The 14,356-nt window shown below is 49.5% G+C and carries 12 protein-coding genes, 1 riboswitch and 1 other annotated feature; of the genes, 7 read left to right on the top strand and 5 right to left on the bottom strand.

Annotated elements, in window-relative coordinates; translation table 11 throughout:
* Positions 1-50: 50 nt before the first annotated feature.
* Positions 51-157, top strand: a riboswitch (SAM riboswitch).
* Positions 158-287: 130 nt separating this feature from the next.
* Positions 288-1,514 (top strand): methionine adenosyltransferase, encoded by a 1,227-nt coding sequence (metK, locus tag IEX81_RS01575; protein WP_188801180.1) that lies wholly within the window; start codon positions 288-290, stop codon positions 1,512-1,514.
* 266 nt (positions 1,515-1,780) lie between these two features.
* Positions 1,781-2,848, top strand: coding sequence for a tetraprenyl-beta-curcumene synthase (gene tbcS / locus IEX81_RS01570; protein WP_188801178.1), 1,068 nt, complete (start codon positions 1,781-1,783; stop codon positions 2,846-2,848).
* A gap of 87 nt (positions 2,849-2,935) precedes the next feature.
* Here the strand turns inward: tbcS and mnmL are convergent, their stop codons facing one another.
* The gene (gene mnmL, locus IEX81_RS01565; RefSeq protein WP_188801176.1) at positions 2,936-3,910 is read right to left on the bottom strand and encodes a tRNA modification radical SAM protein MnmL/YtqA; all 975 of its coding nucleotides are present in this window, start codon (positions 3,908-3,910) and stop codon (positions 2,936-2,938) included.
* A gap of 175 nt (positions 3,911-4,085) precedes the next feature.
* Positions 4,086-4,327: a binding site (T-box leader), on the top strand.
* A gap of 68 nt (positions 4,328-4,395) precedes the next feature.
* Here mnmL and leuS point away from each other — a divergent pair.
* Both leuS and IEX81_RS01555 read left to right on the top strand, forming a co-directional pair.
* Complete coding sequence (gene leuS / locus IEX81_RS01560; protein ID WP_188801174.1) at positions 4,396-6,825, top strand: leucine--tRNA ligase; 2,430 nt, start codon at positions 4,396-4,398, stop codon at positions 6,823-6,825.
* 328 nt (positions 6,826-7,153) lie between these two features.
* Positions 7,154-8,749, top strand: a complete 1,596-nt coding sequence (locus IEX81_RS01555) for a putative polysaccharide biosynthesis protein (RefSeq protein ID WP_188801166.1) — start codon at positions 7,154-7,156, stop codon at positions 8,747-8,749.
* A gap of 103 nt (positions 8,750-8,852) precedes the next feature.
* Here IEX81_RS01555 and IEX81_RS01550 read toward each other — a convergent pair whose 3' ends face one another.
* The 4 genes from IEX81_RS01550 to cysK form a co-directional block, all read right to left on the bottom strand.
* Positions 8,853-9,284: a hypothetical protein gene (locus IEX81_RS01550; protein WP_188801164.1), complete on the bottom strand. Its 432-nt coding sequence runs from the start codon at positions 9,282-9,284 to the stop codon at positions 8,853-8,855.
* A 113-nt stretch (positions 9,285-9,397) separates the two neighbouring features.
* Positions 9,398-9,835 carry a DUF6884 domain-containing protein gene (locus tag IEX81_RS01545; RefSeq protein ID WP_188801162.1) on the bottom strand — a complete coding sequence of 146 codons (438 nt, stop codon included), beginning with the start codon at positions 9,833-9,835 and terminating at the stop codon, positions 9,398-9,400.
* Positions 9,836-10,087: 252 nt separating this feature from the next.
* The gene (locus tag IEX81_RS01540) at positions 10,088-10,306 is read right to left on the bottom strand and encodes a DeoR family transcriptional regulator (protein ID WP_188801160.1); all 219 of its coding nucleotides are present in this window, start codon (positions 10,304-10,306) and stop codon (positions 10,088-10,090) included.
* 316 nt (positions 10,307-10,622) lie between these two features.
* A complete protein-coding gene (cysK, locus tag IEX81_RS01535; protein WP_229727421.1) occupies positions 10,623-11,555 on the bottom strand; it encodes a cysteine synthase A in 933 nt (310 codons plus the stop codon).
* Positions 11,556-11,812: 257 nt separating this feature from the next.
* On the opposite strand from cysK, the gene thpR reads away from it, so the two are divergent.
* From thpR to IEX81_RS01520, 3 genes are all read left to right on the top strand, one after another.
* On the top strand, positions 11,813-12,367 hold the full coding sequence (thpR, locus tag IEX81_RS01530) for an RNA 2',3'-cyclic phosphodiesterase (RefSeq protein WP_188801158.1): 555 nt from the start codon (positions 11,813-11,815) through the stop codon (positions 12,365-12,367).
* Between the two features lie 62 nt (positions 12,368-12,429).
* Positions 12,430-13,227, top strand: coding sequence for a hypothetical protein (locus IEX81_RS01525; protein ID WP_188801156.1), 798 nt, complete (start codon positions 12,430-12,432; stop codon positions 13,225-13,227).
* A gap of 289 nt (positions 13,228-13,516) precedes the next feature.
* Positions 13,517-14,314, top strand: coding sequence for a phosphotransferase family protein (locus IEX81_RS01520; protein ID WP_188801154.1), 798 nt, complete (start codon positions 13,517-13,519; stop codon positions 14,312-14,314).
* The last annotated feature ends 42 nt before the right edge of the window (positions 14,315-14,356 follow it).

Raw genomic sequence — 14,356 nt, 5'->3', positions numbered from 1 at the left:
CGTTGACAGTGATAAATCCCTGCGTTATTATGGGAATTATAATACGGCTGCTCTTATTCCGAGTAGGCGGAGGGACAGGCCCGATGAAGCCCGGCAACCGGCCGAACAAGGCACGGTGCTAACCTGCAGGAGAAACTGCTCTTCTGATTGATAAGAGGCGCGTGATAAGAATCGGCCTAATCCTTAACAGGGACCGGGCTTTTTTCATGCCTTTTAAAAACAAAAGCTACGGAACGGGTACCGTTACAACTATTTTGTATATAATGTTTGAAAGGCAGGGAAGGAAAATGACGAAAAAATATTCAAGAAGGCTGTTCACATCAGAATCTGTAACTGAAGGTCACCCGGATAAAATCTGCGACCAGATATCGGACGCGATTCTTGATGAAATCCTGAAGGGGGATCCCAATGCGCGCGTTGCCTGCGAAACGGCCGTAAACACCGGCTTGGTCCTTGTCACCGGAGAAATATCGACTTCGACTTATGTTGATATACCGAAGGTGGTTCGCCAGACGATCAGAGAAATCGGCTATGATGACGCCAAATACGGATTTGATGCTTCAAACTGCGCGATTCTGACGTCCATTGAGGAACAGTCGGCAGATATTGCACAGGGTGTGAATCAGGCGCTTGAAGCGCGTGAAGGGAGAATGACAAATGATCAGATTGAGGCGATCGGTGCCGGTGATCAGGGACTTATGTTCGGCTTTGCGGTTAACGAAACGCCTGAACTGATGCCGATGCCGATATCCCTCGCACATAAACTGGCCAAACGCCTGGCCGACGTCAGAAAAAACCGCGAACTGACTTACCTGAGGCCGGACGGTAAAACGCAGGTAACGGTGGAATACGACGAGGAAGGCCATCCGGCCCGTATTGACACGGTCGTCGTTTCTGCACAGCATGATCCGGACATTACCGAAGCTAGAATCAAAAAGGATCTGCACGAATATGTGATCTCGCCGATATTGCCGAAGGGCCTGATCGACGACAGAACCAAATTCTTCATTAATCCGACGGGGCGTTTTGTCATCGGGGGGCCGCAGGGCGACGCAGGTCTGACGGGACGCAAAATCATCGTCGATACTTATGGAGGATACGCCCGCCACGGCGGCGGTGCGTTTTCAGGCAAAGATGCGACGAAAGTCGACCGTTCGGCGTCCTACGCCGCACGTTATGCGGCGAAGAACATCGTCGCAGCTGGTCTTGCGGAAAAATGCGAGGTTCAGCTGGCCTATGCGATCGGTGTTGCTCAGCCCGTTTCGATTTCCGTCGACACATTTGGAACAGGGAAAGCGACGGAAGAGCGGCTTGTGGAATTGATTCATGACAATTTTGATCTGCGCCCGGCAGGCATTATCAAAATGCTTGATCTGCGCAGGCCGATTTACCTCCGGACAGCGGCGTACGGACATTTTGGACGGACCGACATCGATCTTCCCTGGGAAAGAACGGATAAAGCGGAAGTGCTGAGACAGCAGGTGCTGGCAGGCTCTTCGGCATCCGAAAAATAAAACGATGTTTAAAGCCGTTTTTCGTTGCACTTAAGCGATGAGAAACGGCTTTTTGGGTTGTCCGGGAAATCAAGAGAGATACAAAGAGCGGAAATTATGTTTCGGAAAAAGCGTATAATAAAAAAGGATTAAATGGGGCACAACGAATGCCGTATCCGATAAAATGTTTTTTTCAGACGGATCGGGCAGTGGGAAGACGAAAACTATTTCATAGCGTAAGCGGTTTTAAGAAAGACGAACTGAAACGGGTAAAGGAGGCATCCTTCATGGCCGTACCATCCGGACCGTTGAGATTGATGGCGCAGATTTATCGGAAAGTGCTTCCGCAAGTGCACAGCGAACTTGAAAACTGGAAAGGGAAGGCACTCTTGATTCCGGACCCGGAGCTGCGCAGACAGGCGCTTGCAAGCCTTCAATCAAAAGCCTTTCACTGTGAAGGCGGCGCGATTTACAGCTTACTCGCCGGAGAAAAAATGACCGACGCCATTTCTTTTATCGTCGCCTATCAGACAATCAGCGATTATCTGGACAATCTGTGCGACAGAAGTGTATCGCTTGATCCCGAAGACTTCCGCAGCCTTCACGGGGCAATGATGCATGCTCTGACCCCGGGTGCGGACCCGGCCGACTATTATCAATATCGGGACGTCTCGTCCGACGGCGGCTATCTTCAGGATCTTGTATCGACCTGTCAGGGCGTTCTGTCCCGATTGAACACGCTCGGCGACATTCAGCCATCTCTGCATGAACTGGCCGGATTTTACTGTGATCTTCAGGTACACAAGCATGTTGAAAAGGATCAGCGTGTCCCGCGTTTGGTGGCCTGGTTTCAGAAGTACAGGGACAGGCTTCCTGAAATGAGCTGGTATGAATTTGCTGCCTGTTCAGGTTCTACTCTTGGCATTTTTTGTATTGTTTCCTATGCTGCTGCGCGGGGGCATGAGATGGAACAGCTCGTTCAGACGATTAAAAACAGCTATTTTCCATGGGTGCAGGGTCTGCACATTTTAATGGATTATTTCGTTGATCAGGAGGAGGATAAACAGGAGGGAGATCTCAACTTCTGCTTCTATTACAACAGCGAAGAAGAAATGATGGACCGTTTTAACCATTTTATTGAAGAAGCGGACGCGGCGATCGACGGCATGCCGGACAGAAATTTTCACAAAATGATTAACCGCGGGCTTCTTGGCATCTATCTGGCTGACCGGAAGGTGGCCAGGCAGCGCAACGTGCGGGTTCTCGCCAGAAAATTAATCCGGGGTTCCGGAGGCTGCGGTTTGTTTTTCTTCGTCAACGGCTGGCTGTACCGGAGGCTGCGCCAGAGCAGCTAAGCGGATGCATAAGTAAAGAAAGACATATGTATGAAAAAGGCAGGCGCCCGTTCGAGCGCCTGCCTTCTCCGTCTTCACCTGCTGCAATCAGTTTTCGGCTGATCGGGTATCCGGATACTGATTATATTTTCCCTGCCAGCTATCGCGTCTCGCCAGTTCGTCGTCGATGGCGTCAAGTACTTCCCATTTGTTCAGGCTCCACATCGGACCGATCATCAGATCGGCGGGCCCGTCTCCGGTGAGTCTGTGAATGACCATGTGCGGCGGCAGAATTTCCAGTTGGTCGCAGACGAGATTCACATAGGTATTGAAATCCAGAAACTTCAGCAAACCTTTTTCATACTGCTTGACCATCGCCGTTTTTTTTAGTAAATGGAGAAGGTGGATTTTGATGCCCTGTACATCAAGTCCCGCGACCGCCCGGGCAGTTTCCATCATCATTTCCGGTGTTTCGCCGGGCAGTCCGTCGATAATGTGGACGCAGACCGGAATATTCTTTCTGCGCAGTTTTTCGACACCTTCAACAAAACATTGATAATCGTGTGCACGATTGATCAGGAGTCCGGTCCGATCATGCACAGTCTGCAGGCCGAGTTCGACCCACAGAAAGGTGCGGCTGCTTAATTCCGCCAAATAATCAACAACATCATCCGGAAGACAATCCGGACGTGTTGCAACAGACAATCCGACACAGCCCTCCTGTTCGAGAATGACTTCAAAACGCTCCCGAAGCACTTTAACCGGTGCGTACGTATTGGTGAAAGCCTGGAAAAACCCAATATAACTGCTTGCATGAGGCCATTTCTGCAGCATTCTCGCTTTCACCGTATTGAATTGTGTGATCAGATCGTCACGGCGGTCGCCGGCAAAGTCTCCGGAACCTTTCTGGCTGCAGAACGTGCAGCCGCCGTAGGCCGCTTTGCCGTCACGATTCGGGCAGTCGAATCCGCCGTCCAGCGGAACTTTAAAAACTTTTTTTCCGAACTTGCTCCTGAGATAAGTATTCCAGGAATAGTAACGTTTGTCAGGGCCGAAAAAATCCGGCCGGTTTCTTTCGGGCATGCATCATGGGCCCCTTTCGGCAATCTATCGCAAATTTTAGCAGAGTTCGGCAAAAACATAAAGCTTCAAGTGATTGTCCAGTTTTAGGAAAAATGAAAAATTTTGAAACGCGGGTCCGATCTGTATTGACATGTTTTGTCAGATTACATACAATGAAAGGTACAGCATGATAATTTAAACGACAATGAAAAGGAACAGTAGCTTATGATCCGGTACCAGAGAACCGGCGTCTGGTGCAAGCCGGTCCGATGAGTAAGTGAACTCGCCTGGGAGCCGTGTCGGCATCCTTGACTGGATGACATGACCGAATACCCCGCGTTAAGGGATCAAGCGGGTGCCGTTCTGCCGGGGCAGAGCGGGCACCAATTTGGGTGGTACCGCGGGAATAGCTATTGTGATCAACCTCTCGTCCCTGACATGAAGTTAAGGACGGGGGGTTTTATATTTTTCAACAAAGAAGAGTGTTCAAAAGGGAGGAATTCGCCATGGCACTTGCTTTCGACCATCGGAAAATTGAAGCGAAATGGCAAAAATACTGGGATGATCATCATACTTTTAAGACAAATGATGACTCGGATAAACCGAAATATTACGTTCTGGACATGTTCCCGTATCCTTCGGGAAAGGGCCTTCACGTCGGCCATCCTGAGGGCTATACGGCGACGGATATTCTCGCCCGGATGAAGCGGATGCAAGGGTTTGAAGTCCTTCATCCTATAGGATGGGATGCGTTCGGACTTCCCGCCGAACAGTATGCGCTTGACACCGGGCATGATCCGGCACAATTTACTGAACAGAATATACAGACCTTCAAGCGTCAGATCAAGTCGCTCGGTTTTTCATACGACTGGGACCGTGAAATCAATACAACCGATCCGGACTATTACAAGTGGACGCAGTGGATTTTCCTCCAGCTTTATAAGAAGGGTCTTGCCTATATGGCGGAGGTTCCGGTCAACTGGTGCCCGGCGCTCGGCACCGTATTAGCAAATGAAGAAGTCATCGACGGCAAGAGTGAGCGCGGCGGTTTTCCGGTCATCCGGAAACCGATGAAACAGTGGATGCTGAAAATCACGGCATATGCCGACAGGCTGCTAAGCGACCTCGATGAACTGGACTGGCCGGAGAGCATCAAGGAAATGCAGCGGAACTGGATCGGGCGTTCCGAGGGTGCAGAAGTAGTCTTTCAGGTTGACGGGCATCCCGGAAAATCCGTGACGGTCTTCACGACACGGCCGGACACCCTGTTCGGCGCAACATACATGGTGCTGGCTCCGGAACATAAACTGGTTGATAAAATTGTAACTGCGGAACAGCGGAACGATGTCGATGCATATCGTCAAGAGGTGGCCGCAAAAAGCGACCTTGAACGGACGGACCTGAATAAGACGAAAACCGGCGCTTTTACCGGTGCCTATGCCCTCAACCCGGTTAATGGCCGGAAAATCCCTATATGGATCGCCGACTATGTGCTGATTACTTATGGATCCGGCGCAATCATGGCTGTTCCCGGGCATGATAGCCGTGACTATGAATTCGCGCAGAAATTCGGTCTTCCGATCATCGAAGTGGTCGCCGGGGGAGATCTGTCGAAAGAAGCGTTTATCGGTGACGGCAAGCATGTGAACTCGGAATTTCTGAATGGTCTGGGCAAGAAAGAAGCGATCATGAAAATGATCGCCTGGCTAGAGGAACGCCAGGTCGGAAAACGTAAAGTGACTTACCGGCTGCGCGACTGGCTGTTCAGCCGCCAGCGCTATTGGGGCGAACCGATTCCGGTCATCCATATGGAGGACGGATCGATGAAGCCGGTGCCAGAAGAAGAACTGCCGCTCCGGCTGCCGAAAACGGAAAATATCAGGCCTTCGGGAACGGGCGAATCCCCGCTCGCAAACGATACGGACTGGATCCATGTCGTTGATCCGGAAACCGGCATGAAAGGCCGTCGGGAGACCAATACGATGCCTCAGTGGGCCGGAAGCAGCTGGTATTTTCTTCGTTACGTGGATCCGCATAATAAAAAGCAGCTAGCCGATCCGGAGAAACTGAAAAGATGGCTGTCGGTCGATCTTTATGTTGGCGGCGCGGAGCACGCGGTGCTCCACCTTCTGTATGCCCGGTTCTGGCACAAAGCGCTGTATGATCTTGGTGTCGTACCGACAAAAGAACCGTTTCATAAGCTGGTGAATCAAGGCATGATTCTTGGAAGCAATCATGAAAAGATGAGTAAATCCAAGGGCAATGTCGTCAATCCGGATGACATCGTTACTTCCCACGGCGCGGATACTCTTCGTCTCTATGAAATGTTTATGGGCCCGATCGACGCGGCGGTTGCTTGGTCGGAAAAGGGTATCGACGGATCACGCAGATTTCTTGACCGGATCTGGCGGCTTTATGTCGATGTAAACGGCAAGCTTTCAGAAGCGATTTCTGAAACGGCGGTGCCTGACACCGAATTTGAGAAGGTATACCATCAGACGGTAAAGAAGGTTACCGAAGATTACGAAGCCATGCACTTTAATACCGCTATCGCTCAGCTCATGACTTTTATAAATGAAGCCTATAAACAGGAGCAGATTCCCAAAACGATGGCAGAGGGCTTTATCCAGATGCTTTCTCCGGTTGCCCCGCACATTGGCGAGGAAATCTGGTCGCTGCTTGGCCATGATCAATCCGTTGAGAAATCGGCATGGCCGAGCTATGATGTGCATAAACTCGCTGAAAAACAAATTGAGGTCATTGTTCAGGTTAACGGGAAAATCCGCGCCAGACTGACCGTTGATAAGGGCACTTCAAAAGAAGCTCTTGAAAAAAGAGCGATGCTGGAGGCGGCTATTGCCCAACGTCTGGCAGGAAAAACGGTAAAAAAAGTTGTTGCCGTCCCCGACAAACTCGTCAATATTGTTGTTCGATAATCACATTCGGCTGACTGTGGACGGAACAGATCCGAAAACACGCCAAAATTAAACGAGTGACATCTATCTTGTCCGCTGCGGGATCAGAATACGCAGCGGATTTTTTGTGCGCCCGGCATGAGGGCAGAAAAAATTCATCGTTTGCCTCCTCCGACAAAACAGGACCGCCGTCTTTCTTTGAATGCCCTAACCTTTCGGCAAAAAGCTGCATGTCGACAAAATCGTTCAAAAAATGACTTATCTTTTTTATCGAAATGAAAATTAATGTGGTAAAATACAAAGGGTCGCGGGCGAACAGCCCGAGTATACGGCTTCGGGAGCGAACATAATGGCCACTTCAAAAATAATCAGGGGGACGATGATTCTTGCTGTCGCCGCCTTCATTTCTAAATTTTTAGGTATTCTTTTCTTTATTCCCTATCAGGCAATGACCGGCTATGAGGGCACTTTTCTCTATCAGTTTGCTTATACGCCTTATGCGATTATACTGAGCATCTCGACCATGGGGCTGCCGCTTGCTGTAGCCAAATTCGTGTCGAAATACAACGCGCTCGGCGATTATGAGACGGGAAGACGTCTGCTCAGGTCGGGCCTTTTATTGATGTCGGCAACAGGTGTTCTGGGATTTCTTTGCCTCTTTCTCGGTTCTCCATGGATTGCCAACCTGTATGGTGTCGGGAAAACGGACGTCGGCAATGTCGTACTCGTTATGCGTGTCGTCAGTATCGCCATTATCATCGTTCCGGTGATGAGCCTGCTGCGCGGCTATTTTCAGGGCTTTGAGTCAATGGGGCCGACAGCGGCCTCACAGGTTGCCGAACAAATCGTCCGGGTGGCTTTTATACTGATCAGCGCTTTCATAGTGATGGTTATTTTACACGGCTCCGCGGTAACAGCCGCCGCCCTGGCCACTTTTGCCGCCTTCGTCGGCGCCGTTGCCGGACTTTATGTCGTGATGCGCTATTGGGTCGTCAGGCGGCCTGATGCACGGAAAAATGTTCAGACCAGAGCGAGAAGGGCCAGAATTTCTCTCCTATCGATGTACAGGGAACTGACCGCCTACGCCGTCCCTTTCGTTGCGGTAGGCATCGCCCTGCAGCTTTATCAGGCCATTGATCAGGCCATGGTCTTTCATTATCTTCACTATGGAGACAATATGTTGAAAATCATCATCCCCGATTTGACAATGAATGATCAGAAGTTTGTCATGATTCCGGACACGCTGGCGACTTCGCTGGCCGCAAGTGTCGTCCCGGCAATGATTGTTTCCTATGCCAAGCGCGATCTGGAGGATGTAAATCAGAAAATCACACAAGCGCTGCAACTCGTTTTGTTTCTGACGATCCCCGCTGTGGCCGGGCTTTCGATTCTCGGTTACACCGTCCACGGACTGCTGATCGATATCAGTTCCCCGGGTCTTGAGATCGGCGGCCGCATTCTGCGCTGGTATGCGCCAAGCGCCCTGTTCTTTTCTCTTTTTGAAGTCACGGCCTCCATCCTTCAGGGGATCAATCATCAGCGAACGACACTGATTAGCCTCGCCTCCGGCGTTATCTTAAAGCTTCTTCTTAATCCGGTCTGCATGCTGCTGTTCGGCATGATCGGCCCGATTATCGCTACCGATATTGGCTATACTGTGTCGATCATCATCAATGTCGCTACGATCAGAAGAACGACCGGGTACCGTTTCTCCATGATTGCCCGTCAACTTTCACATATCATTGCCTATACAATAATTATGCTGCTGAGTATTTCACTGATTTTCAAGCTTTTCGGAGGAACGTTTCCCACAAGCAGAGGTTCTGCGGCAATCGTTTTGTTTCTAAGCATTGGTGTCGGCTGTCTTGTCTATCTTGTGCTCGCAAAATGGACAGGACTTCTTCGAAAAATCATGGGAAGATCCCGTCCGCTCAGAATGCGCTAAAAACTCAAATAAGAGGACCCGGTAAACGATTTTGTTTGCGGGTCCTCTTTACTCGGTAAAAAGCATAGTTATTCATCTTTTCTTTGCAGGAACCGGACATATTTTATCTGGGCATTCCGGGGATCCCGCCCGGCGGGATCGGAAACCCGAGCCTTCTTTCCACCACACGCAGTCGTCTGTCTATGCGCTCAAGGTCACGTTCGAATCGCTCTAGCCTTTTCTCGGCCATGATCAGCCTGTGTTCCAGCCTGCCGGCTCCGCCCGTTTCGGGAGGCCGGCCGGGCATCCTGCCTCCTCCGCTTTTCACCGGATCGTACCATTCGAAGCTGTTTTCCATAAATGGGGCAGCCGTTTCATTTGTGTAGGGGTAGGGAAAGGGGGTTTCTGAAGGACCGCCTGCCTGCGATCCCGCGGCCAAAGGGCGGGGCGGAAAATAAAAATTGTTCCGCTGCTGCGTGCCGCCTCCAAACGAAGCAGGATCGTGGAAAAAAGGATTGGCTGCGGACAGGGGCCTGTTGTCATCGCTGTAAGCCATAAGTGAGAGCCTCCCTGATCATTGGTTTCTTGCCTGATTCAATAGTTTATGATGCAGGAAGGCTTTTGACTATGAACGGGGCCTGCCGAGAAAAATAAATCGGCTTATTCTTCTTACCGTTCTGAAAGAAGCGTATGTTCATCATACCATTGAAGCTGCTTTCCGATGCTCATCCCTTCAAGAGGAACGGTAAAAGCAATGCCAAGGCGGTTAAGTTCGGGTTCAAGGTAATTTCGGTAGATCCTGCCCCCATGCAGGAAAAGAGAAACCGAGTCCAGATCTTCATAATCGTTCAGCATGTGAATCACCCGTTTTCCCCACTCAACCTTCTCTGGTTGCGGGAAGGTCCGGATCGAGACATCGTAAGGTTCCATGATCTTATCGGGGAACAGCAGGCCGTCCCTAGCATTGTAAAAGTAAAAACGATCATAAGCCTGCCGGGCATAATGAAGCGACTTAATGAACAGTGAACTTTTATAGAAATCGGTGACCGGAGCGGGACCGTGTGATTTCTTTCTTGCTGTTGCCAAAAGACCAATCTTTTCTTTCATCCGTTTTACTCTCCCCTTGCAGCGCGTCGCAAAATGTTTTCGGAATAATTATACATGAATTAGCGCTGCCCGTCTTTCAGGAGATGCCATGTACACCCCGTCGAAGCTGCGATATCATCAGTACGCATAAGAAAAAACTGGTGAAGTCAGGCCTTAGATGCCGGCTGGCTGAGCATCAGTTTTTCTTATACTGCTTTTCTTTTATATTTTATACATTCTAATTTGTACAAAAAAAGAGCTGTCAACAACAGCTCAGGAAACTCTCACTTTTTTGTCTGTCACCGTCCAATGACCTCTTCTTGGACTCCTGACTAAATTATTATAAGTTAAAATATTCAAGTCTCTCTGCATTGTTCTCTGTGTCATGTCAAATTCTTCAACCAGCTCTTTCGTCGTGACGGTTCCCTGCTTGCGAATAAACAAATAAACAGACCTTACGCGATTTAGCATACGATCAGTTGAAGGACTCAAGAAACCACTCCCTATTTTTTATCAATAAAAAGATATGTCTCTTACTGACAGGAATACTCAACCTTGTGAAGAAAATGCAGGAGAGTTTTTCCGGATAGGTACAAAACAGCCCTGAGTAAAAGGAAACACCCATAGAGGTTCCCATTGACATTTTTACTATACCTCTTATTTAGTAAATGTCAAATATTTTATTAGATTTTTTTGTGAATTTAACCAAATCCTTTTTTAAAATTTAATTTGCCAGGCTTGCTTTTTCAGAAAAAAACAGCAGCTCCTGATGACACGCATCAAGAACTGCTTTAGGATTGGTTCAGGTTCAGCGGGAGAAAATATCGCCTGAAAGGTAGCGCTCCCCGGTATCGTTGATCATACAGACAATGAGGTCATCCGGTTTGAAACGTTTGGCGACCTGGAGAGCGACATAGACGGATGCCCCGGACGACGGCCCGCAGAGAATGCCTTCCTCTCTTGCCAGTCTGCGGGTGATTTCATAGGCATCCTCATCGGTTACCTGGATAATCTCATCAATCAGGGAGAGATCAAGTGTCTTGGGAATGAAACCAGGGCTGGTACCGACGATTTTATGACGTCCGGGTTTGCCTCCGGAAAAAACGGGTGATCCGGCCGGTTCGCAAATATGGACGGTCAATTCCGGGAATGCTTCTTTAAGTGCTCTTCCTGTACCGGTAATTGTTCCGCCGGTTCCCGCTGTCCCTACGAACGCTTTCAGCGGCATTCCAAGCTTCTCAACGTCGCGGATGATTTCGGGGGCTGTTGATTGACTGTGGGCGTCCGGATTTGCCGGGTTGTCAAACTGCATGGGCATAAAACTGTTCGGCACAGTTTGTGAGAGTTCCTTAGCTTTTTTGATGGCGCCGGGCATTTTGTCCTTGCCGGGAGTGAGGACGACCCGGGCGCCAAAGGCTTTCAGGAGGTTGATCCGCTCCGGCGTCATGGTATCCGGCATGACAATGACGGCCTTGTAGCCCCGGGCAATCGCATTCATCGCCAGTCCGATTCCCATATTGCCCGACGTCGGCTCGATAATAGTGGATCCTTTTTTTAGTTTCCCTTCCTGTTCGGCGGCCAGAATCATATTCAGGGCGGCTCTGTCTTTGACGCTTTTTGTCGGATTGAAGTATTCCAGTTTTGCGTAGATGGAGGCGCCATTCGGGTCAGGCAGCCTGTTCAGCCGGACCATTGGCGTATTTCCGACGAGATCGCCTACCGAATCCGCAATTTTCACCATAAGTATGCATCTCTCTTTCGCAATTCCTTCTTTAAAGCACTATAACACTGTTGCCGTTTGGACAGCGGCATATACACAGTATTCATCTTGTTTTCCTTCCCATTATACAGGAAGCAGTGAACGAAGGTCGACCTGTTTCTTTATATTTCCGAGTAAAATGATTTAATTTATTTACATGGAAAAAAGTTTGATGACTGTCAAAAGTTGCAGAGGAGCGCCGTCAGGCGATATGATCAATATGAAAGGGATGTTTGATAATGTCTGATCACTATTTTCTCGCTATACCTGTTCCCAATAAGGCCGGCCGGCTGCTTGTGTCGAATACGGATCGGCTTCGCCGGGAATGCGTGTATCGCTACTGGACGGATTTCCGTGATTGCCACATCACCTTGTTTTTCTTCGGCGCGCTTGCACCGGGGAAGGTTGAGCGAATCAGTCATTCTATGGAGCTGCTTGCGCGGGAAACGGCACCGTTCGCTATCACGGTTTCTGAAATGGCCGGATTCGGGGAAAAATTGCACCCGCGCGTGATTTATGCCGGCCTTGAACCGTCCACAGAGCTCTTCCAGCTCAGAGCGCGCGCGGCCGGCATACTGTCCAGCCAGGATTTTTCTTTGGACCGCCGGCCATTTAAGCCTCATATTACACTGGCGAAAAAATGGCAGTCCGGAACGTTCGCCGGCGCAACAGACGGAGATCCGGCGCGGAGCGGCTTGTCCTGGATCGCAGACTGCATGGTCTTGTATGCCGTTCGGCCGGACCAACTTCCCCGCTATCTTCCAGCGAAACATTTTCTTTTTATTGGAAGATGACGGGGGACATCCTTCACCCGTTTTGTACTACAATAGTAGGGGAAGCAAAGGTGGATGAGAGAATGGCTCAGCTGATAAAAATCAGGCAGTGCGTTTCGCGCTATCAAATCGATCTGTCCGGTTATGCCGGCCGTTTTGTCTGGCTTAAAAACAGGAGACTTGCCGAATGGAAGGAAAAACGGGGCCTCGGGGGATCGGGATGGAGATTTCCGGGTGCAAAAGATACTGAGTTTCATGCAGACACGGAAAAACAGTTTTATGAGTGGCTGTTTGAAGAACAGCTGGACTGGGCGACGAGAACGGCAGGCGAACGCTCTCTGTGCCCGGATGAGATACGCGGCCAGAACTGGCTGAAGAAGATTCTGCGGGCGGTCAATGATGTTTCTTTTGTGCTGTATTGTCCGGTATTGCTTTCAAAGTCGGCGGCTGTCCAACTGGATTCTATCTTAATCACGAACGACACGATCTGGTGTATCAAACCGCTGGCCGGAGAAGAAGGCAGCGTTTTCCAGGAGATGTCCGCACGCAAATGGCGGGAGATTATGACGGGATCGACACGTGAATGGCTCAATCCGCTCATCTCTCTGCGCAGAACGGAAAAAATCATAGCCTCAATGATGAAAAATCTAGGGATTAAGATGAACACGGCAGGGGCCGTTTTTGCTCCGGCCAGTTATATCGAGTTTGTCCATGAGACGCCGGGTATTCGTTACGTTGATCTTCGCCGTGAAAGGGAATGGTATGAGAATCTTTCGGAACATTCCCTGATGCTGAAAAAGGAACAGATCATGGCTGCAGAAGCGCTGCTTGCTCATAGTGAAACGGATGCGGGATCCCGGTTTCAGGATGCCGAGACATAAGTGCAGAGTCTTGACGGAATGTGTTTTTTCAGAAAGAGGCCGTCTGAAGATTGTTCAAACATAGAGAAAGTGGTATATTTTTATGCGGTGGTCCTTTTTTATACTATAGGAAAGTTTAAAATTCAGCGGATTATAGTATAAGTGACCGAACAGATCGCCGCGTCCTGCGGCATGTTCGGCATTAGGCTGTCCTGGCCGTCACAACTAAGCCTCTGGCTTCGCCTAAAGGCTTGCCAATCGGCAAGTTTTCTTTATTGAACGGATTTTGAAAGCAAGGTGACCTGTTTTGATGAAATTTTTTGACAGCGAGGAATGGGTTATATCATCTGCAGGTGGAATGACGGGAGAGGCCTATATGGCCGAGTCAGGAAAGAACAAACTGTTTATCAAACGTAATTCGTCGCCGTTTCTTGCCGTACTGTCTGCCGAGGGAATTGTTCCGAAGCTTTTGTGGACCCGGCGGATGGGCAACGGAGATGTTCTGACTGCCCAACAGTGGATGAACGGCAGAGTGCTGATGCCAAAAGAAATGCCATCAAAACAGGTGGCCGGACTCTTGAAAAAAATACACACTTCGGATCCGCTTTTGTTTATGCTGAAAAGGCTGGGGAAAAAACCGGTTTCGACAGATCAGATCCTGAAACAGCTTGTCGATCGGGCAAAGGGGCGCGAACAAACAAAAGCGCTGAGGGAGGCCATTCTTTTTTTACAAAAAATGGCCGGACAGGCGGAATATGAAAAGAAAGCGGTCTGCCATTCCGATATCAACCATAACAACTGGCTTCTGGACAAAGACGGGAAATCTCTTTATCTGGTCGACTGGGATCAGGCGGTTATTGCGGATCCGGCCATGGATCTGGCGATGCTGCTTTACTGGTATGTTGACGAAGACAATTGGGAAGAATGGCTGAATCTTTACGGCTGGAGCCTTAACGATTCTCTTCATTTGCGGCTTGTGTGGCATATGATTGCTGCAACGCTTCGCTTTATGTTCTGGCATCAGGAACACGCGGAGATGAAGAAAATTATTCTATTTGAGAAAGACTTACTGTGGCTGAATGAATATGCGGCGAAAATAACCTGTTAGCAGGTTTTTTTCGGTCTGTCTCTATTCTAAGGATCACGTGAA

Origin of the sequence: Sporolactobacillus putidus, from assembly GCF_014647035.1 — a bacterium.
In the GTDB taxonomy this organism is placed as follows: domain Bacteria; phylum Bacillota; class Bacilli; order Bacillales; family Sporolactobacillaceae; genus Sporolactobacillus; species Sporolactobacillus putidus.
Note: the sequence above shows the minus strand (reverse complement) of the source record. Positions and strands in the feature narration are given on the sequence as shown.

Bases quoted from the DNA above. Each gene is read 5' to 3' on its own strand.
- metK (WP_188801180.1), top strand. From the start codon at position 288: ATGACGAAAAAATATTCAAGAAGGCTGTTCACATCAGAATCTGTAACT.
- tbcS (WP_188801178.1), top strand. From the start codon at position 1,781: ATGGCCGTACCATCCGGACCGTTGAGATTGATGGCGCAGATTTATCGG.
- mnmL (WP_188801176.1), bottom strand. From the start codon at position 3,910: ATGCCCGAAAGAAACCGGCCGGATTTTTTCGGCCCTGACAAACGTTAC.
- leuS (WP_188801174.1), top strand. From the start codon at position 4,396: ATGGCACTTGCTTTCGACCATCGGAAAATTGAAGCGAAATGGCAAAAA.
- IEX81_RS01555 (WP_188801166.1), top strand. From the start codon at position 7,154: ATGGCCACTTCAAAAATAATCAGGGGGACGATGATTCTTGCTGTCGCC.
- IEX81_RS01550 (WP_188801164.1), bottom strand. From the start codon at position 9,284: ATGGCTTACAGCGATGACAACAGGCCCCTGTCCGCAGCCAATCCTTTT.
- IEX81_RS01545 (WP_188801162.1), bottom strand. From the start codon at position 9,835: ATGAAAGAAAAGATTGGTCTTTTGGCAACAGCAAGAAAGAAATCACAC.
- cysK (WP_229727421.1), bottom strand. From the start codon at position 11,555: ATGGTGAAAATTGCGGATTCGGTAGGCGATCTCGTCGGAAATACGCCA.
- thpR (WP_188801158.1), top strand. From the start codon at position 11,813: ATGTCTGATCACTATTTTCTCGCTATACCTGTTCCCAATAAGGCCGGC.
- IEX81_RS01525 (WP_188801156.1), top strand. From the start codon at position 12,430: ATGGCTCAGCTGATAAAAATCAGGCAGTGCGTTTCGCGCTATCAAATC.
- IEX81_RS01520 (WP_188801154.1), top strand. From the start codon at position 13,517: ATGAAATTTTTTGACAGCGAGGAATGGGTTATATCATCTGCAGGTGGA.